The organism is Christiangramia sp. OXR-203 (assembly GCF_034372165.1).
Lineage (GTDB): Bacteria > Bacteroidota > Bacteroidia > Flavobacteriales > Flavobacteriaceae > Christiangramia.
In genome coordinates this window covers 917,533-936,722 of record NZ_CP139698.1, presented here as the reverse complement: position 1 = coordinate 936,722, position 19,190 = coordinate 917,533, and the positions used below count along the sequence as shown (strand labels likewise).

The window sequence follows — 19,190 nt, the reverse complement described above, 5'->3', positions numbered from 1 at the left end:
TAGAAGACTTACCCCCGGGAAATAGCCTCAACCTATTCTGTAATTTAGAATGCCCTTTATAGCTTCGGTATAACCATAAAATTCAATATATCATGGGCAGAAATTTTAAACTTAAATGGGGAATTGGAACATTATTATTCTTTCTAATTCTTAGTATGAATGCGCAGGATCAGGCGCAGTCAAGTGTAGATGAACTTTACCAGGTCTATAAGAACCAGGGTGCAAAAGCTGTTTTGGAGAACTACCAGAAGAACAATCCAAATACCGCTTACGAAGGCATGGCTGAACCTCTGAATATCCTAGCATACAGATTGATGCAGGAAGAAAATGATCTGGAAGCCGCAAAAATGTTATTCCAGGCTCAGATCGATGAATATCCACAGGAAGCCAATCCTTATGATTCCTTTTCTGATGTTTTACTGGAAATGGATAAAAAAGATGAAGCAGTTAAATACATAGAAAAGTCTCTTGCTATTGCTGAAAAGCATGATCATGAACAGGATGATTTGATCATGGAAGCAGGTCTGGCTAAGATTGCTATTATCGAAAACAGGGACGAACAACTTAATTTTCTAATTGGAAACTGGAATAATGAAACCCAGGTTTACCAGAATGGTGAAGTTATGAACACGACCAATAGTTCGAACCGTATTTCTTTTGATGAGGCCGGTTCCATGCTGGTTGTGGATCATGATACAGGTGATAATAAGCCGTGTTGTAAAAGAGTCATGGTATACAATCCACTGGAAGATGAATTTGATGTGGTCTTTATGCGAAGAAATGCGCCTGAAGGAATTTCAAATTCAAAAATGAAAGTAAAGGAAATGGGACCAGATCAATACGAGATCGTAGAGAGTTATCTAGATGAAAGCAATCAGCAGCTTAGATTCAAGCACGATATTTCTAAAGAAGACGGCTCCGTTAAATGGGCAGTTTATGAAGAGACCGAAGGTGGATGGAACAAATCCAGAACCATGAATCTCACCCGTAAAGATTAAAGATTTTCAATATCAAAACTACAAAGGAGACACTAATGGTCTCCTTTGTTTTTTGTGGTCTACAAAATAGGATTCTAGATTATGACAAAACCATCTGTAATACTATCTTTGCTGGCTGAAAAAGACTAATCCATGAAGATTTCATATAACTGGCTAAAACAGTTTATCAAACTACCTGAAAATGCAGTGACTACCGGAGAACTTCTTACAGATCTTGGTCTGGAAGTAGAAGGTATTGATACTTTTCAAAGTGTAAAAGGAGGTATGGCCGGCGTTGTAGTTGGTCACGTTTTAAGCTGTGAAGCTCATCCAAATGCAGACAGGTTGAACCTCACCAGGATGAATCTTGGAAATGGTGAAGAAGTACAGATCGTTTGTGGTGCTCCAAATATCGCAGCAGGACAAAAAGTTCCGGTAGCCACTATTGGTACAGTACTATATGATGAAAAAGGTGAAAGCTGGGAGATCAAAAAAGGAAAAATTCGTGGTGAAGAAAGCTACGGAATGATCTGTTCTGAAAAAGAACTTGGTTTAGGCCAGAGTCACGAAGGTATTATGGTGATGGATAATGAGCTGGATCCCGGAACTCCGGTTGCTGAGCTTTTTGAGGTAGAGAACGACGAAGTTTTTGAAATTGGCCTAACCCCTAACCGTGCAGATGCAATGAGTCACTGGGGCGTTGCCCGGGATTTAAAAGCAGGCTACCAGCAACAGGGTAAATTTCTTGAACTCATCACCCCTTCAGTTAGTAGTTTTCATGTTGATAACAGAAGTTTAAAGATCCAGATAAAAGTAGATGATTCTAATCTTGCTCCTAGATATTGCGGAGTAACGATATCTGATGTAAAGGTTGGTGAATCCCCGAAGTGGCTTCAGAATAGATTGAAAGCGATTGGACTTACTCCAAAGAACAATATTGTAGATGCCACCAATTATGTAATGCATGAACTGGGACAGCCCCTACACGCGTTCGATGCCGGTAAGATCGCAGGTAACGAGATCAATGTTAAAACCGTTGAGGCAGGAACTAAATTCACAACATTAGATGAAGTCGAACGCGAATTACATGCTGAAGACCTTATGATCTGTGATGCTGAAAAGCCTCTTTGTATCGCCGGAGTATTTGGCGGACTTGGAAGCGGAGTGACCGAAGGTACTACACAAATATTTCTTGAAAGTGCGTATTTCAACCCTGTAAGCGTTCGAAAAACCGCAAAAAGACACGCGATCAATACCGATGCTTCCTTTAGGTTTGAAAGAGGAATTGACATCAATTCAGTAGAATATGCTTTAAAAAGAGCTGCACTGCTAATTAAGGAAATTTCCGGAGGTGAGATCACCAGCGATATTGATGATCTTTATTTCAAAAAGATCGAAGACTTCCAGGTTTTTCTAACCTTTGAGAAGGTTAACAAACTTATTGGTGAAAATCTTGAGGAAGAAACTATAAAATCTATTCTTGCTTCTCTTGAGATCAGAGTGAATAATGTTACAGAAACCGGGATGGGTCTTACGATCCCTTCTTATCGTGTGGATGTGCAGAGAGAGTCAGATGTGATCGAGGAGATCCTTAGAGTTTATGGTTACAATAATATCAAATTTGGCGATAAACTAAGCCTATCTGTAGCGAACACTTCTAAATATGAGGATTATAAGATTCAGAATCTTATCGCTCAGCAGCTTATAGGACAGGGATTCTATGAAACCATGGCTAACTCCCTCACAACGCCGGCTTATAATGACTTTAGCGATGATGCTAAAGATGAGTACCAGGTGAAAATGTTAAATCCTCTAAGTCAGGATCTTTCAGTTTTGAGACAAACCATGCTTTTTTCAGGGCTGGAAGCTATTAGTTACAATCTAAACCGAAAACGAGCTAACCTTCGCATTTTCGAATTTGGAAAGACATACCATTCCTTTGTAAGTGGCAGGGAAGAAAAGAAACATCTTTCGTTGTTCATGTCTGGTAACAGAACTTCTGAGACCTGGAATTCTCCGAATTTCCCGGCTGGAAACTTCTTTTACCTGAAAGGGGTGATCGAGTCGATTTTTCAAAAATTAGGAATTTTGAATACGCTTAAAACCAAAACCGGTAAAAGCTCGGTATTTTCTGAAAGCCTTCAGATGAGTACGAAGAAATCGAAACTGGTAGACTTTGGTGTGGTTAAAAGGTCAATTCTGAAGAAATTTGATATAGATCAGGAAGTGGTTTACGCAGATTTTAACTGGGATGAAATCATAGAAGCTGCTAAACAACATCAGAATAAGTTTAGTGCTATTCCGAAGTATCCTAGCATGCGAAGAGATTTTGCTTTGCTTCTTGATAATTCTGTGACTTACGATGAGATCGATCAAATCGCAAAACAAACGGAAAAGAAATTATTGAAAGACGTTAGCCTTTTTGATGTTTACGAAGGTGAGAACCTTCCGGAAGGCAAGAAAAGTTACGCAGTAAGCTTTGTATTCCAGGACGAGAACAAAACGCTTACAGATAAGCAAGTAGATAAGATGATGAGTAAGCTTCAGTATAGATTTGAAAAGGAATTAAAAGCAGAATTACGCTAATATTCGCTATGTAGTATTAAAACAAAAAAACCGTACATCGAGTACGGTTTTTTTTGCTTTAAATCATCGTGAAATTACAGATCCTTAAAGATCTCATCCACATATTCACGAATCTCACGATCCATTCTCTTAGTTTCAATAGTCTCTTCGGAAGTTCCTCTCCATAAGATCTCGTTCGTTCTTCGATCAATTAGATCGATCACGATCGAGCGCTCACGATACGGCACCTGCTTCACTCTGGAACCACTAATTCTTTGTACCGTAAAATAGTTTTCGTACAGGTAATCTTCGTAATAAGACCCAATAAAGAATCCCGGCTTATAATATGGATAATTGGTATAAACAGGATTTGCATTTACGGCTACCTTTTCATCGAACATTGGGTGAACATATACGAGAACATCAGGTTGTAGCTTATCAAGACTAAAGCCTTCTTCTTTCATGTTCGCATTGATGGTCGCAACGATCGTTGAATTGATCGCCTTATTATCCAGTTTACGATTTAAGATCGTATCCTTATTCGCCAGGAATGCATAAGTGTCGTAAGATTTTAATTGTTTTAGATCGTCTTTTGCAGTTGGAGCACTACTTCCGCAAGAACCAAGAGTAAGTGCCACAATGCTTATAACGAGAAATGTTTTCAAATTTTTCATAGCTTTTTTTTTAGTAGTTCTGAATGTAACCGGAAACAACAGAATAGTAAAATTACAGACCCGGTTTGACGTTTATTTAACTGAAAAAAGCGGCTAACAGCCGCTTTTTCACAATTTCAGAAATTCTGAATTATTTTGTTGGTAAAAGAACCGTATCAATTACATGGATCACTCCGTTTGATTGATTTACATCTGCAATTGTTACAGTAGCAACATTACCAGCAGCATCTTTAACCTTTACATTCTTTCCATCCATCATAGCAGTGATATCTGCACCACTTACTGTTTTGAAAGTTGCTTTTCCGTTTCCTTTTTTGATAGCATTTACGATGTCTGCAGCTTTAAAGTCTCCTGCAAGAACATGGTATGTCAAAACTGACTGTAATTTACTTTTGTTTTCTTCTTTTAGCAAAGTCTCTACTGTTCCTTCTGGAAGTGCTTCAAAAGCCTTGTTTGTTGGAGCAAATACTGTAAATGGTCCATCACTGCTCAATACCTCTACCAGTTCAGCAGCCTTTACCGCAGCAACCAGAGTTGTATGATCTTTACTATTAACCGCATTTTGTACGATATTCTTAGTTGGGTACATTTCAGCTCCTCCAACCATTTTAGTGTTCTTTGAATTTTGAGCAATACCGCTAGTCGCGATGAATAAAAAACTTAGTAAACTTAGTAATTGTAACTTTTTCATAACTATTTGTTTTGATTATGTATCTAAGTTACGCGTAGGCTGCTTCAACGGTTTTTAAATTGAAGGCAATTGGGATTCTTTTAACAAGATAGAACATCTCCTAAAGTTTTGATTATTAGCACAAAGAATGCAGTAAGTCGTTGTTAGTCTTGAGCTTAATAATTAATTTAGTCCAGCTTAAAGACTATGAACATGAAGTTGAAAATATCCCGCACGAATCTACAGCATCAATTAAATAAAACACGGAGTAAACGTATCGATGAGCAGTTGATCATGGATGAGGTTCGAGAGATCCTGATGCAGGACAACTTCCGTGAAGAAACTATTCATAAAAATCTCCAGGAAATACACGAGGAATCGAATGATCTTAATTTCGACCTGTTGGAATCAAACCGAATTTATCACAAAGATGATATTTATAAGTTATGTGTGATTTACAGACTTAGATTCCTGGATTCCGGACTGTTTAAATCTGAAATTCCGTACGAAGCGATCACCAGGATCAAAAGTCTGGAGAATGAACATGACACTACTTTAAAAGGTTTTAAGATCATTGCTCCTTCCAAGTTATTTAAACTGAAGAATGCTGATGATCCATTATTATTCGCTCCAATGGGGAATGATTATTATTACCTGATTCATAAATGGGGAAATGATCTCCATCCTTTAAGAAGACTATTCATGTGGCCATTTAAAACTCTTGAGAATTTTCTTGCGCTATTACTTATCACCAGCTTTCTTACCGCACTTTTAGTTCCCGACGGTTTATTTAGTCCGCAGCAATCTACTACTCAGTTTTTCATGATATTCTTTTTTATCTTCAAATGGTTTGCCGGTATCTCTATTTTCTATGGTTTCAAAATGGGGAAAAACTTTAGTACAGAAATTTGGGACAGTAAATATTTCAACGCTTAATTAAATTTTGATGAGGTAGCCGAATACTTCGGTATATTCGTATTTTGTAATCTTATCTTGTAAAATATGAGTACTTCAGAAGAATATAAAAGAGTCTATACCGGACCGGAAACAAATGTGCAATACCTGCAGGAACTTTTTGGCGAAAGCAATATCCACTCGAGAATGAGAAACGATGTAGAGTCGGCCAGACTTGCTGGTTTTGGTTCCACACACGGAATGGTATTATTATTCGTTTTTGAAAAAGATTTCGACGAAGCTTTGAAAATCGCTAAGTCTACATTCCCAAATGACTTCGATAATGAATAATGAACTTGAAGAAAGACCTCAACGTAATAAATGGAATCTTATCCTCGGGATCGTCTTTATTTGCTACGGAAGCTTTAGACTCTATCAAAAACTAACTGCGATAGAAACCGATAATTTTGGAACTGCGATCGCCGCGGGATTTATTCTCTTCGGAATTTACGATCTATATAAATACTATAAAGGTGTTTAAGTAAAAAAGACCGGCAATTGGCGGTCTTTTTTACTTCAATTTTTTTACTACCATTTAATAATCGCACTTCCCCAGGTGAAACCACTTCCAAAAGCAGCCAGCACCACGGTATCTCCTTCTTTTACTTTACCCTGTTCCCAGGCTTCAGTAAGAGCAATGGGAATAGAAGCCGCAGTGGTATTTCCATATTTCTGAATATTATTATAAACCTTATCATCTGCCAGCTTAAACTTCTGCTGAACGAATTGAGAAATTCTCAAATTCGCCTGGTGCGGAATAAGCATATCAATATCTGAAATTGAAAGTCCGTTTTCATTAAGCCCTTCATTGATCACTTCTGAAAATCTCTGGATCGCATTTTTAAACACGAATTGCCCATTCATATATGGATAGTAAGGAATATCATCTCCTTGTGGATTCTCTGCTATGATCTCTGGTACCCAGTGATTAGTACTTGGTCCCTTTAGTGACAATTCAAGTGCATGTTTCCCTTCAGAATGTAAATGTGTGGAAAGAATTCCCTGCCCGTTGTGATCACTTCTCGTGAGAACGGCTGCTCCTGCCCCATCACCAAAAATAACTGAAACCGATCGTCCTCTGGTGGTAAAATCAAGACCACCACTATGGTTCTCACTACCAATTACCAGTACGTTCTTGTACATTCCCGTCTTGATGAATTGATCTGCTACTGAAACTGCGTAAATAAAACCGCTACACTGGTTACGAACATCCAGGGCAGGACAGGTATCTATCTCCAGCATTTCCTGAACCTGAACTCCACACCCAGGAAAATAGTAATCTGGACTTAATGTTGCGAATACAATAAGGTCTATATCGTCTTTTGAGATTCCAGCTCTTTCAATGGCAATTTTGGCAGCTTTCACTCCCATGCTTGCAGTAGTGTTGCCATCTCCTTTCTTGATGTGTCTTCTTTCTTTAATTCCGGTACGCTCGGTGATCCACTCATCGTTCGTATCCATCAGTTTCGAAAGATCATCGTTCGTGACAATATTTTCCGGTACATATTTTCCTAATCCTGCAATTTTTGTTTGATACATGGGTAAAAATTATGATATTAAAAATAATTCTTATTAAATTTAATGAATTTGCGAAAATTCCGACGCGCAATATAAGAAACATTAACACTACAATTGAGCTTGTAATCATTTAAATTCAAATCTAAAATTCACATTATGAACCGACTTTTGTTATGTCTGGCGGGATCCTTTCTGTTCCTTAATGGAATGGCTGGTCAGGAAAACCTGGACTACCAGAAACCACCGCAGGAAATCCTTGAACTTATCGATGTTCCCCTGGCACCTTCCACACTAATAGATAGTGATGCAGAAATGATGATCTTCCTCTACCGGGATCAATTTAAAAGTATAGCTGAACTAAGCGAAGAAGAATTACGCCTGGGTGGTTTGAGAATAAATCCCGTGACCAATATTAATAGCAGGGCGCGTTATTACAATAACTTCAAAGTTAAATCTGTAAAAGCAAAAGAACCGGTACAAGTAAACGGACTTCCGGAAAACCCTCGTCTTACCAATTTCTCCTGGTCACCAGATGAAAGTATGATGGCATTTACCCATACTACAGATACTGGAGTAGAACTTTGGGTACTCGATATTGAAAATGCTGCTGCAAGAAAGCTTACCGAGGCCAATCTTAATGCGAATATGCGCAGCACCGTGAACTGGTTTAGAGATAATTCTGCTATTCTGGTCACTACCCTTCCTGAAGATAGAAAAGCACTAATCGATACCGAAACTTCGGTTCCCTCGGGTCCAACAATTTCGGTTAGCGATGGAAAAGAGGCACAGAACAGAACTTATCAGGATCTACTGAAGAATCCTAATGATGAATATAATTTCGAACAATTAGCCAGATCTGAGATCATGAAAGTAAATCTGGATGGTACAGTTTCGTCATGGATGGCTCCCAAAATGTATTCTGATATTTCGTTCTCGCCAGATGGAGAATATGTAATGGTTACACATTTAAAAAAACCATTTTCATACCTGGTTCCATATTACAGATTCCCTTCAGAAACAAGTATATACGATAAGAATGGGCAACTGGTAAATATGATCAATGAAGTACCGCTCATTGAGGATCTGCCAAAAGGTTTTATGGCCGAAAGAGAAGGCAAACGAGATTGGAGCTGGAGAAGTGATCGTCCAGCAACCTTAACTTATGTTGTGGCTCTTGATGGTGGAGATCCTGAAAAAGAAGTTGAATACAGAGATGAATATTTTCAGGTTGAAGCGCCATTTAAAGGTGAAGGGAAATCACTCATCAAACTTAAGAATCGTGCAAGCGGAATCACCTGGGGCGATGATGATATTGCCTTAGCGAACGATTACTGGTGGAATACCAGGAATACGAAAACTTATGTTTTTGATCCATCTAATGCCTCCCAGAAGCCGGAAATCATTTTTGACAGAAATTATCAGGATGTATACAGCGATCCAGGAAGATTCGTAATGTCCAAAAATAAATGGGGACGTTCTGTTCTTGAACTTGATAAAGATGAAGCTTTTCTAATGGGTTCAGGTTTTACAGAGGATGGACAATTTCCATTCGTGGACAAAATTGATCTAAGTTCTGGAGAAACTGAACGTATTTACCAATCTGAACTAAAAGATCAAAAAGAAAGCCTTGTGGAAGCACTGGACATTGATAAAGGTGAGATACTGGTTCGTATTGAATCTTCTACCGAGTACCCGAATTACTTTATACGGGATATAGATTCTAAGAATAAACTCACCCAGATCACCAATTTCAAGAATCCTTTCAAATCCCTGGAAGACGTTCATAAAGAAGTCATCACTTATAAGAGAGATGACGGTCTGGAACTAAATGCCACTCTATATCTTCCTGCCGGTTATGATATGTCTAATCCGGAAAAACTCCCTATGTTCATGTGGGCATATCCACGAGAATTCAAGGACAAAAATTCAGCTTCTCAGAACACTTCCAATGCTAATGATTTTACTTATCCTTATTACGGTTCACCGGTTTATTGGGTGAACAGAGGTTATGTAGTGCTTGATGATGCATCGTTCCCAATTGTAGGAGAAGGTGATGAAGAACCTAATGATACTTTCAGAAAGCAATTGGTAGCAAATGCGAAAGCGGCTATAGATGCTGTGGATGAAAGAGGATTTGTAGATCGTGATCGAGTAGCCGTTGGCGGACACAGTTATGGCGCTTTTATGACTGCTAACCTGCTTTCTCATTCAGATCTTTTTGCTGCAGGAATCGCTCGAAGTGGTGCTTACAATCGTACCCTTACCCCTTTTGGGTTTCAAAGTGAAGAAAGAAATTACTGGGAAGCTCCGGAAATTTATAATACCATGTCTCCTTTTATGCATGCAGAAAAAATGGATACTCCGTTATTGATGATCCATGGGGAAGCAGATAATAACTCAGGAACTTATCCAATGCAAAGTGAGCGTTATTTTAATGCACTTAAAGGATTAGGAGCAACTGCAAGATTGGTGATGTTACCTAAGGAAAGTCATGGTTATAGCGCAAAGGAATCTGTACTGCACGTATTATGGGAACAGGATCAATGGCTGGAAAAATATGTGAAGAATAGAGAAATTGAATCTAATACTGAACAGCAGGAAGCTGGGAATTAATATTTTTTTCTCTTCGGAATAAAAAGCCCCCGGGATAGACCGGGGGCTTTTTTAGTACCAAAAAAGAAAGCGCAGCTGCAACCAACAACTACGCTCTCTTCAACCTAACCAATAAATCAACCATTAGAGGAGTCCTCTAAACTTATTAACCTCAACTTTAGCTTTGAGATCATGTAACAAATTATATAAACCGAAGAATGTTCTGCTCATATAAAGGAAATGCCTACTTCCTCGATTTCCATTCATACGACGTAATTCTGGGTCTTTAGAATATTTTTCGCTTAGCTGGGAAAGATTATCCCAGAATTCTTTATCAGTAAAATCGAATACTTCAGATTGATACGGAGTTGAAAACATCGCAAACATCTCGTAAAACATTTCAGAGAAAAACTTTCTCTCCTTATCTGTATCCTTTTCCTGAAGAATTTCCAGTTCCAATAATCTTCCGTGGAAATAATCTGAATTATCAAGATTATTACGATCTGTCATTGAGAAATAAGGAGTATAAAAATCATCTGGAATTTGCTTGATACAACCAAAATCAATGGCGATCAGGTTATTCTCAGAATCCACCATGAAATTTCCCGGATGTGGATCTGCATGTACCATCTGAAGTCCGTGAATCTGGAACATATAAAAATCCCAAAGTGCCTGTCCTACTTTGTCTGCAAGCTCCTGTGATATATTCTGTTTTGAGAACTCACTAAGATGCATTCCATTCATCCAGTCCATAGTAATGATTCTTTCACTGGAAAGATCTTCATAATACTTCGGAAATTTGATATTAGGAATGTGAGCAGCCGCCTTGGAAATATGCTTACTTTGCTTCACTTCCAGAATATAATCAGTTTCTTCCAAAAGTTTTCCTTCAACTTCCTTAAAATACTTTTCAGAATCCTTTGCTGAAAGGTTGAACATCTTTAGAGCAATTGGTTTTACCATCGCAAGATCTGAACTGATACTATCTGCAACCCCCGGATATTGGATTTTCACAGCAAGTTTTTTCCCATCTTTTGTCGCCTTATGTACCTGACCGATACTGGCGGCATTAACCGACTGGGTTGCAAAAGTATCATATAGTTCTTCCGGATATGCTCCGTTATATTTCTTAAAAGTTTTTCTAACTAATGGAGCTGAAAGGGGCGGCACGCTGAATTGCGCCAGACTAAACTTTTCTACGTATGCACCGGGAAGTAAATTCTTCTCCATGGATAGCATTTGAGCTACCTTTAAAGCGCTTCCCTTTAAACTTTTAAGTCCGTCATAAATATCTGTAGCGTTATCCTCATCCAACTCATCACGTGTTAGTTCAGAATTGAATGCCTTTTTGCCGTAATATTTGATGTAATTCCCACCAATCTTAACACCGGTCTGAACCAGTTTGCTGGTACGGCCTATTTTGCCTGTCGGAATTTTATCTATAGTTTTCATATTCTTTTAATTAGGCCATTCGTTCTTTCCATAAGAACTTTCCGAAGTCTACCACACGCTCCAAAGGAGTGTTATCGAATAGATCAAATACGGTATGTACAGATTTTTCGATTGCGACGTCTGTACTTTCAAAAGATGAGGAATTATCCTCTATCCAGAATTTTAGCAGGAATAAGAATTGAACCCATACTCCTTCGCTAAAAATGCTTTCACTCTGCTCGAATAGTTTAAACGATTTTTCACTATTACCATCAGAAATTAATTCCTTGGCGAGACTGCGCATCTTCCTACGTAAACCTTTAAGTTGTTCAAGGTTTTTCATTCGATCCTTATGCTCACTAAGTGCGTAGAGTACGTAACTTCTGTTTGCAGTTAAAACTTCAAAGAATGTATAGAAAAATGTGAGTAGCTTTTCACGATTACTGAAGGAGTGATAATCTGGTGACTTCTCCATGACAGATAGAGTATTATCAAAAAACTTATCCCAGATCTTCTTTCTTAAACCATCAAAACTTCCGAAGAATTCGTAAAACTCCTGTTCGGTTATATCATTTTCCTTCGCAAACTTATATACACTTCTCGGAGTACTTTCATTCACAAGTACGTAATCCATGTAAATTGCTATTAACTTGTCCTCACTTGGCTTCTTCTTCACCTTACTATTTCCTGTTGCCTTTGCCATAATTCTTATTTCTTTTTCAAAGATACTACTTTGTTTAAGTATTTAGGCTATTCGATAAACAAAACTTTGTTAAAAGTTCTCATTCAGCTAAATACAATGGCTTAGACGTATTTTTACATGTTTCATTACATAGGGTGTCAGTTTGACAGCAAAGCATTATTGGTATTTTTTTTGAATCTCTCAAACCGAACAAAATTTTAAATCAAATTATATGGCAACCGGAAAAATAAATGTGTCTGTTGAAAACATATTTCCGCTTATTAAAAAGTTTTTATACAGTGATCATGAAATCTTTTTAAGGGAGCTGATCTCAAATGCAACCGATGCGACTTTAAAATTAAAGCACCTTAGTAGTCTAGGTGAAGCTAACGTTGAATACGGCAATCCTACGATAGAAGTAAAAGTTAACGAGGAAAACAATACGCTGCATATTATTGATCAGGGTATTGGGATGACGAAAGAAGAGGTTAAGAAATATATCAATGAAGTTGCCTTTTCTGGAGCTGAAGAGTTTCTTGACAAATACAAAGACTCTGCAAAAGACAGTGGAATAATAGGCCATTTTGGTCTTGGTTTCTATTCTGCTTTTATGGTAGCGAACAAAGTAGAGATCCTAACTAAGTCTCATAAAGATGAACCTGCGGCTCACTGGATTTGTGAAGGTACTACAGAGTTCACACTTGAAGATGCTAAAAAATCCACTCACGGGACTGAAGTGATCCTTCATATTAACGATGAGGATAAAGAATTTCTGGAAGAGAATAGAATCCAGGAACTTTTGGTAAAATATAATAAGTTTATGCCTATACCAATTAAGTTTGGTACTAAGGAAGAAACCTTACCACTCCCTGAAGATGCTAAAGAGGATGCCAAGCCGGAAACAAAAACCGTTGATAATATTATCAACAATCCAAATCCTGCTTGGACAAAGCAACCAACAGATTTAGAGGAAAAAGACTATAATGGTTTCTATAAGGAATTGTATCCAATGCAATTCGAAGATCCATTATTTCATATTCACTTAAATGTTGACTATCCTTTCAACCTGACAGGGATACTTTATTTCCCTAGAATGGCTCAGGATATGAATATCCAGAAGGATAAAATCCAGTTATACCAGAACCAGGTTTATGTAACCGATAATGTAGAAGGTATCGTACCGGAATTCCTTACGATGCTTCGTGGAGTGATTGACTCTCCAGATATTCCACTTAACGTATCAAGATCCTATTTACAGGCTGACGGTGCTGTTAAGAAAATATCGAGTTATATCACACGTAAAGTTGCAGATAAACTGAAAAGCTTATTCAACAACAATCGAGAGGATTTCGAGAAAAAATGGAATGATATTAAGATCGTGATCGAATACGGAATGCTTTCAGAAGATAAATTCTTTGAAAAAGCTGATAAATTCGCGTTGTATCCAACAACAGAAAACGAATTCTTCACTTTTGAAGAACTCAAGGAAGCGATTAAGGACAATCAAACCGATAAGGATGATAAACTGGTGGTTCTATATGCTTCTAACAAAGATGAGCAACATAGTTATATCCAGGCAGCTAAGGATAAAGGCTACAAAGTACTAATGCTGGATAGCCCTATCGTCTCTCACCTGCTTCAAAAGCTTGAAACCTCTCATGAAAATATTTCTTTTGTAAGAGTAGATTCAGATCATGTAGATAACCTTATTAAGACAGATGATGAGAAGATCTCAAAATTATCTGATGAAGAAAAGGAACAGCTTAAAGGTGATTTCGAAAAAGTAATTCCTGCGGACAAGTATACGATCCAGATGGAAGCGATGGATAGCACTGCAGCGCCATTGATCATTACGCAACCGGAATTTATGCGTAGAATGAAAGAGATGCAGCAAACCGGTGGTGGCGGTATGTTTGGAATGGGCAATATGCCTGAAATGTATAACCTTGTTGTTAACACCAACCACGAGTTGATAAATACTATTCTAAACACCAAAACTGAGAAAAAACAACAACGCTTGATCAAGCAATCGCTTGACCTGGCAAGATTATCTCAAAATCTTTTGAAAGGTGAAGAACTCACTGATTTTATTAAAAGAAGTTTCGATATGGTAAAGTAATCACTTTACTTCCGACTAACAAAGCCGCTGAATTACAGCGGCTTTTTTTATTAACCAGTAAATTAAATACCATGAAGAAATTGATCGTTCTATTCTTAATTGTCAGCATCGTAAGCTGTAAGAATTCTTCCGAAGAAAAAATACCCGTGGAACCTGATAATGGCATTGGAGATGGCGCCGGACCTCCGCAGGTTTTAAGTTTTTCTGAAAATATAGAAGAGGCTCACAACAAATCTGCCTTTAAAATGCAGGAAGCCGTTTCCTTTGATATTCAGCTTAATTTTGGAGGTTCAGAAAGACTGAATGCAAAACTGGCTATGAATACCAACTCAAGTGGGATCAGAATCGAGAAAAATAATGGTTCTACCATCGTATTTGATGGAAGTGAAGTAGCTATTTCACCAGATTCCAGTCCTACAGATGGCGCTCGTTTTGATATTTTCACCTGGCAATATTTCTTTGCAATGCCTTTTAAACTTACAGATCCAGGTACCGTTTGGGAAGAATCAAGTCAGCGTAAGCTTGATAGCCTGGAATATCCATCCTCAAAATTAACTTTTAAGGGTGACACGGGAGATTCACCAGATGACTGGTATGTTGTGTATCAGGACGATGATACCAAGTTACTTAAGGCCGCTGCCTATATTGTAACTTTTGGTACAGATAAGTCTAAAGCTGAAGAAAATCCACATGCGATCGTTTATAGCGATTATAAAACTGTCGAAGATGTGAGTTTCGCCACTACCTGGAGTTTCCACAACTGGAATGAAGAAAGCGGTTTAGGTGATAAGATTGGAGAGGCAAAGATCTCGAATATCCAGTTCTTTCAACCTGAAGAGAATTATTTTCAGATTCCCGAAAATTCAAAAGAGGTTAAGAAATAAGCTAAACCTTCTCTGGAATAGCAGACATGCTTAAGTTCTTATAAATGATCTGGTAAAATTGTTGCACATCATATGGTTTTATGATGATGTCGCTCATCCCTGCGGATTGGATCTCCTCACGAATTTCTTCTACCTCCACAGCCGTTAAAGCTACAATAGGAAGATATTTATTAAAGGTACGAATTTCACTGGTAGCTTCCAGTCCGCTAATACCAGGCATATTCACATCCATGAGTACAAGGTCGTAATTAGATTCCCGGACCATTTCTATAGCTGTAGTACCATCGCCTGCAACTTCACATTCAAAATCCTTCTTCTCGAGAATTCTTTTGGTAACTACCTGATTGATTCGGTTATCATCTACGATCAGAATACGTTTTTTACCATGCAAAGCAAGTTGATCCAGATCATCTTCTATAACCGGAACTTCAGCTTTAGTATGATCAATTCCGAAGTCTATAGTAAAACTAAATGACGATCCCTCCCCTTCTTTAGTGTCCAGTTTGATCTTAGAACCAAAGAGTTTTAGTAATTTTTTTACAATAGGTAAACCTAGTCCTGTTCCCTGGTAATTATAATTGCTATTCTCTAATTGCGAGAATTCCTCAAAGATCATCTTCTTCTTACTTTCAGGTATCCCTGGACCATTATCCTCAATTACAAAATGGATCTTCGCAGTATCAGTATTCTCCTCCAGATGATTGATACTAATTTTGATGAGTCCTCGCTCGGTGAACTTCATGGCATTACCAACCAGATTCATAAGAACCTGCGACAAACGAACTGAATCGCCGATAAGGTATGATGGAATTTGATCGTCAATATCCAGAATGATCTCATTCTTATTCTGTACTCTCGTAAATTCAAAACTGTTTACAATACTACTTAGAAGTTCCCGAATGTTGAACGATACACTCTCCAGTTTAACTTCATTGCTTTCCATCTTATTCATTTGCAGAACATCGTTGATGAGGGCCAGAAGATAATCTGCAGAAAATTTTAATGATTTAAGATCGGTTTTGTGTTTCTTCAGCCTTTTATCCTCCAGCAGTAGAGAGGTAAGCCCAATCACTCCGTATAAAGGCGTTCGAATCTCGTGACTCACCGTACTGAAAAACCTGGTTTTCATCCTGGATAAATTTTCAGCCTGGTCCCGTGCAGATTTATACTGCTTATTTTTCTTCTGAAGCTCAGAAATAAGGTTTCTTCTGTCGCGGTTTATTTTGAAAAGAAACACCAATATAAAAACCAGTACTACTGAAGAAATGACCATAATGATCACTTTTTCCTTAGAACGGTCTATCAATTCATCCTGAAGACTCTGTTCTCTCTGGGCAATTTCAAGATCCTTTTCATATTCTGATAGTTTGAATTTCGCATCAGCGATCTCCATCTCCCGTACTTTTTCATTCTCGAATATGAGATCATTGAATTCGGTAAACTTTCTTTGTGCATTGAAGGCTCCCTGATAATCTCCTTCCTTTTCGAGAAACGCAGCATAATATTTATAAGCCTCAGCCGCTTGAATATACAGACTATCCTTTTCTGCTAACTGTAGAGACTTATCGTAATATACGTGTGCAGAATCAAATGCTTTTTTATGCACATAATACCTTCCATGCAGCATATACATTTGAGATAACCAGGCATTATAACGCGAATCGTTTTCTTTAACTTCATCCAGCATTAGTTCGAGTGCACGATCCAGGAATGGAAATGCTCTATCATATTGATTTGCATCAAGGTAGGTCCAGCCAATGTTGGTGGTTGGCGCAATAAGCTCTTCCCTCTTATTTAGGTCCCTTGCGAGCTTTATAGCTTTATTATAATAATCGATCCCTTCATCCCTGTATGCTGGATTCTCAGAAAGGGCGTTCCCAAGATTATTGTAAGATGTTAGAAGTATGGAATCATTTCCAGTCTTTTCGGCGTATTCCAGACCAAAAGCATAATTCTGCCGGGCACGGTCTAGATCTTTAGTATCAGAATATATATGTCCCAGGGAGTGATAAGCTCTAGAAACATATAGATTATTATCCTTTTCTTTGGCTAAAGTGACAAGATCATAAGCCTTATCTACCGCTTGCTGATACTGGTATTTTAGAATATCCTCGTTGACTTTGTCAAGCAGAGTTTGAAGTGTATCTTTCGGTTTTTCAAGGCTATGCTGCGCATTAGTAACGCTGAAGCATAAAAAAAACAAGAGAAAATAAACTGAAACGTTTGTTTTCAATTAATTTATATTAGGTTATCGATAGATTTTGGACGCTGAAATTACTCCATTTAAAGTACTTACACAACTAAAATTTTCAAAAAACATCTAACTATTAGCATTTTAGCCATGTATTTATTTGCATTATCTTCATCAAAAATCTTAATTATGGAAAATCCGTGGCATCTATATTTAATGTCCTTTATGTACATTTTCGCAGGTATTATGCATTTTGTAAAACCGAAAATGTATATGCGAATTATGCCAAGATACCTTCCGTCCCATAAACAGCTGGTTTTACTCAGTGGTCTCGCTGAGATACTTCTTGGAATCGGATTATTATTCACTTCAACACGAAACGCTTCCATCTATGGTATTGCGATTATGCTGCTTATATTTTTACTGGTACACTTTTATATGCTGTCCTCAAAAAAGGCCGCAGCAGGAATTTCACGCTGGATTTTAATTGCGCGAATTCCCCTACAGCTCGTTCTTATATGGTGGGCACTTTTTTACCTGATCTAGGCTTATGGAAAGTATAGAATTACAAGGTGCAAGTCTGCTCTATATTGAAGATTTTCTAAGTCGTGAACAAGCGGATAAACTCTTTGAAAAATTGCTGCATTACGAGCAATGGAGGCAGGATCATATTAAAATGTTTGGCAAAGACATACTTCAGCCAAGACTTACCGCTTTATTCAGTAATAATAACAACGCATATACCTACTCTGGTCTTACTATGCATCCAGAGATATTCCCTTCCTATTTGACAGGTGTTAAGGAACGCTGTGAAGAGATCTGTGAACAGTCTTTTAATGCCTGCCTGGCGAATCTCTATCGCGATGGTCAGGATAGTATGGGCTGGCATGCCGATGATGAAAAGGAGCTTGGAACCAATCCTGTTATTGCCTCAGTAAGTGTTGGTGAGCCTCGCATGTTTCATCTAAAGAACCGAAAAAATAAAAACCTAACCTACAAAAAAAGGCTGCAACACGGCAGCCTTTTAGTAATGCGAGGTGAAACTCAGAAATTCTGGAAGCATCAATTGCCTAAAACAAAGAAGCAGATTGGACCCAGAATAAATCTCACGTTTCGAAAAATATATTAAGAGTAGATATCATTCAATACCTTCGCAAGTCTAAGTCCGCCTTTTTGTAATTGCGCCAGTACCTGCGGCATATGATCATACATATATCTATATCCTAGCTTTTCACCATTCTCTACTCCATTATAAAGATCATCTGCCATATCTCTAGATTCATAAACCCAGTCCAGCAATTCACCTTTCTGTATTGTCGCCTTTTGCTTCTTAGTAAGCTTTCCTGTATTCATCGCTAATTCGGTATAGCTCATCTGGTAAAAATTGATCATCTCACTATCCCACACCCGGTGAATGTTAGAACCATCATTGAACCATCTCACCTGTATATCGTTTCCGCCTTTATCTTCAGAATGTCCGGTATGAAATGGCTGATGCAGATCTCCAACAAAATGTACCAGCATTTTTAAATGAAATTGCTTCTCATCCCTGGAAGCCGACTTATCCTTAAGAACTTTTACACATTTTCTGATGGCTTGAACCAGGTCACCATCTTCACTTGCTTCAGCTTCGATATAAGTATCCTGACCTGGATCAATGTTCACATAGTGCCAAGGTCCATATTTTCTGTATGCAGCATCGCTTTTGATGTCATCTGCGTAATTAGCCACAAATGCAAGTCCATGGCCATCCAGTAGATCTTTGATTGCTTTCTGGGCTTCTTTAGATAAATGACTTTGCGCGATCTCTGCAGTTGCACGATGACCTGTTCTCCCCCATTCTGAATCGGCAGCCTGACCTTTAGCACACATCAGCAAAACAGCGAAAAGAAATAGTATTTTTTTCATAGTAGTATTTTATAGAATCCAAATA

The 19,190-nt window shown here is 38.1% G+C and carries 17 protein-coding genes; 10 read left to right on the top strand and 7 right to left on the bottom strand.

Annotated elements, in window-relative coordinates:
* Nucleotides 1–92 precede the first annotated feature (92 nt).
* Both T8I65_RS04365 and pheT read left to right on the top strand, forming a co-directional pair.
* A complete protein-coding gene (locus tag T8I65_RS04365; protein ID WP_322302191.1) occupies nt 93–998 on the top strand; it encodes a hypothetical protein in 906 nt (301 codons plus the stop codon).
* Nucleotides 999–1,130: 132 nt separating this feature from the next.
* Nucleotides 1,131–3,563 (top strand): phenylalanine--tRNA ligase subunit beta, encoded by a 2,433-nt coding sequence (pheT, locus tag T8I65_RS04360; RefSeq protein ID WP_322302190.1) that lies wholly within the window; start codon nt 1,131–1,133, stop codon nt 3,561–3,563.
* A gap of 74 nt (nt 3,564–3,637) precedes the next feature.
* On the opposite strand, the gene T8I65_RS04355 is transcribed toward pheT, so the two are convergent.
* Together T8I65_RS04355 and T8I65_RS04350 are read right to left on the bottom strand one after the other, a co-directional pair.
* A complete protein-coding gene (locus T8I65_RS04355) occupies nt 3,638–4,216 on the bottom strand; it encodes a DUF4136 domain-containing protein (protein WP_322302189.1) in 579 nt (192 codons plus the stop codon).
* Nucleotides 4,217–4,346: 130 nt separating this feature from the next.
* Nucleotides 4,347–4,907 (bottom strand): fasciclin domain-containing protein, encoded by a 561-nt coding sequence (locus tag T8I65_RS04350; RefSeq protein WP_322302188.1) that lies wholly within the window; start codon nt 4,905–4,907, stop codon nt 4,347–4,349.
* Between the two features lie 192 nt (nt 4,908–5,099).
* Between T8I65_RS04350 and T8I65_RS04345 the strand changes: the two genes are divergently transcribed.
* The 3 genes from T8I65_RS04345 (at nt 5,100) to T8I65_RS04335 (ending at nt 6,321) form a co-directional block, all read left to right on the top strand.
* Nucleotides 5,100–5,822: a hypothetical protein gene (locus T8I65_RS04345; RefSeq protein ID WP_322302187.1), complete on the top strand. Its 723-nt coding sequence runs from the start codon at nt 5,100–5,102 to the stop codon at nt 5,820–5,822.
* A 66-nt stretch (nt 5,823–5,888) separates the two neighbouring features.
* Nucleotides 5,889–6,131, top strand: a complete 243-nt coding sequence (locus T8I65_RS04340; protein WP_141877120.1) for a putative signal transducing protein — start codon at nt 5,889–5,891, stop codon at nt 6,129–6,131.
* Nucleotides 6,124–6,321, top strand: coding sequence for a hypothetical protein (locus T8I65_RS04335; protein ID WP_298246414.1), 198 nt, complete (start codon nt 6,124–6,126; stop codon nt 6,319–6,321). Before T8I65_RS04340 ends, T8I65_RS04335 begins: the two co-directional genes overlap by 8 nt.
* Before the next feature lie 47 nt (nt 6,322–6,368).
* Here T8I65_RS04335 and T8I65_RS04330 read toward each other — a convergent pair whose 3' ends face one another.
* Nucleotides 6,369–7,379 carry a beta-ketoacyl-ACP synthase III gene (locus T8I65_RS04330; RefSeq protein ID WP_322302186.1) on the bottom strand — a complete coding sequence of 337 codons (1,011 nt, stop codon included), beginning with the start codon at nt 7,377–7,379 and terminating at the stop codon, nt 6,369–6,371.
* Between the two features lie 135 nt (nt 7,380–7,514).
* On the opposite strand from T8I65_RS04330, the gene T8I65_RS04325 reads away from it, so the two are divergent.
* On the top strand, nt 7,515–9,971 hold the full coding sequence (locus tag T8I65_RS04325) for a prolyl oligopeptidase family serine peptidase (RefSeq protein WP_322302185.1): 2,457 nt from the start codon (nt 7,515–7,517) through the stop codon (nt 9,969–9,971).
* 123 nt (nt 9,972–10,094) lie between these two features.
* Here the strand turns inward: T8I65_RS04325 and T8I65_RS04320 are convergent, their stop codons facing one another.
* On the bottom strand, nt 10,095–11,402 hold the full coding sequence (locus T8I65_RS04320; RefSeq protein ID WP_322302184.1) for an AarF/ABC1/UbiB kinase family protein: 1,308 nt from the start codon (nt 11,400–11,402) through the stop codon (nt 10,095–10,097).
* Between the two features lie 10 nt (nt 11,403–11,412).
* Entirely contained in the window at nt 11,413–12,084 is a 672-nt protein-coding gene (locus T8I65_RS04315) for a TetR family transcriptional regulator C-terminal domain-containing protein (RefSeq protein WP_322302183.1), read from the bottom strand.
* A 211-nt stretch (nt 12,085–12,295) separates the two neighbouring features.
* Between T8I65_RS04315 and htpG the strand changes: the two genes are divergently transcribed.
* On the top strand, nt 12,296–14,182 hold the full coding sequence (gene htpG / locus T8I65_RS04310; protein ID WP_322302182.1) for a molecular chaperone HtpG: 1,887 nt from the start codon (nt 12,296–12,298) through the stop codon (nt 14,180–14,182).
* A gap of 71 nt (nt 14,183–14,253) precedes the next feature.
* The gene (locus tag T8I65_RS04305; RefSeq protein ID WP_322302181.1) at nt 14,254–15,066 is read left to right on the top strand and encodes a DUF6503 family protein; all 813 of its coding nucleotides are present in this window, start codon (nt 14,254–14,256) and stop codon (nt 15,064–15,066) included.
* Nucleotide 15,067: 1 nt separating this feature from the next.
* Here the strand turns inward: T8I65_RS04305 and T8I65_RS04300 are convergent, their stop codons facing one another.
* Nucleotides 15,068–17,299 (bottom strand): response regulator, encoded by a 2,232-nt coding sequence (locus T8I65_RS04300; RefSeq protein ID WP_322302180.1) that lies wholly within the window; start codon nt 17,297–17,299, stop codon nt 15,068–15,070.
* 147 nt (nt 17,300–17,446) lie between these two features.
* Here T8I65_RS04300 and T8I65_RS04295 point away from each other — a divergent pair, with 147 nt between their 5' ends.
* Nucleotides 17,447–17,803 carry a hypothetical protein gene (locus T8I65_RS04295; RefSeq protein WP_322302179.1) on the top strand — a complete coding sequence of 119 codons (357 nt, stop codon included), beginning with the start codon at nt 17,447–17,449 and terminating at the stop codon, nt 17,801–17,803.
* Between the two features lie 4 nt (nt 17,804–17,807).
* Nucleotides 17,808–18,386: an alpha-ketoglutarate-dependent dioxygenase AlkB gene (locus T8I65_RS04290; RefSeq protein ID WP_322302178.1), complete on the top strand. Its 579-nt coding sequence runs from the start codon at nt 17,808–17,810 to the stop codon at nt 18,384–18,386.
* Here the strand turns inward: T8I65_RS04290 and T8I65_RS04285 are convergent.
* Nucleotides 18,383–19,165, bottom strand: a complete 783-nt coding sequence (locus T8I65_RS04285; protein WP_322302177.1) for a S1/P1 nuclease — start codon at nt 19,163–19,165, stop codon at nt 18,383–18,385. The genes T8I65_RS04290 and T8I65_RS04285 overlap by 4 nt on opposite strands.
* Nucleotides 19,166–19,190 lie beyond the last annotated feature (25 nt).

Bases quoted from the DNA above. Each gene is read 5' to 3' on its own strand.
- T8I65_RS04365 (WP_322302191.1), top strand. From the start codon at position 93: ATGGGCAGAAATTTTAAACTTAAATGGGGAATTGGAACATTATTATTC.
- pheT (WP_322302190.1), top strand. From the start codon at position 1,131: ATGAAGATTTCATATAACTGGCTAAAACAGTTTATCAAACTACCTGAA.
- T8I65_RS04355 (WP_322302189.1), bottom strand. From the start codon at position 4,216: ATGAAAAATTTGAAAACATTTCTCGTTATAAGCATTGTGGCACTTACT.
- T8I65_RS04350 (WP_322302188.1), bottom strand. From the start codon at position 4,907: ATGAAAAAGTTACAATTACTAAGTTTACTAAGTTTTTTATTCATCGCG.
- T8I65_RS04345 (WP_322302187.1), top strand. From the start codon at position 5,100: ATGAAGTTGAAAATATCCCGCACGAATCTACAGCATCAATTAAATAAA.
- T8I65_RS04340 (WP_141877120.1), top strand. From the start codon at position 5,889: ATGAGTACTTCAGAAGAATATAAAAGAGTCTATACCGGACCGGAAACA.
- T8I65_RS04335 (WP_298246414.1), top strand. From the start codon at position 6,124: ATGAATAATGAACTTGAAGAAAGACCTCAACGTAATAAATGGAATCTT.
- T8I65_RS04330 (WP_322302186.1), bottom strand. From the start codon at position 7,379: ATGTATCAAACAAAAATTGCAGGATTAGGAAAATATGTACCGGAAAAT.
- T8I65_RS04325 (WP_322302185.1), top strand. From the start codon at position 7,515: ATGAACCGACTTTTGTTATGTCTGGCGGGATCCTTTCTGTTCCTTAAT.
- T8I65_RS04320 (WP_322302184.1), bottom strand. From the start codon at position 11,402: ATGAAAACTATAGATAAAATTCCGACAGGCAAAATAGGCCGTACCAGC.
- T8I65_RS04315 (WP_322302183.1), bottom strand. From the start codon at position 12,084: ATGGCAAAGGCAACAGGAAATAGTAAGGTGAAGAAGAAGCCAAGTGAG.
- htpG (WP_322302182.1), top strand. From the start codon at position 12,296: ATGGCAACCGGAAAAATAAATGTGTCTGTTGAAAACATATTTCCGCTT.
- T8I65_RS04305 (WP_322302181.1), top strand. From the start codon at position 14,254: ATGAAGAAATTGATCGTTCTATTCTTAATTGTCAGCATCGTAAGCTGT.
- T8I65_RS04295 (WP_322302179.1), top strand. From the start codon at position 17,447: ATGGAAAATCCGTGGCATCTATATTTAATGTCCTTTATGTACATTTTC.
- T8I65_RS04290 (WP_322302178.1), top strand. From the start codon at position 17,808: ATGGAAAGTATAGAATTACAAGGTGCAAGTCTGCTCTATATTGAAGAT.
- T8I65_RS04285 (WP_322302177.1), bottom strand. From the start codon at position 19,165: ATGAAAAAAATACTATTTCTTTTCGCTGTTTTGCTGATGTGTGCTAAA.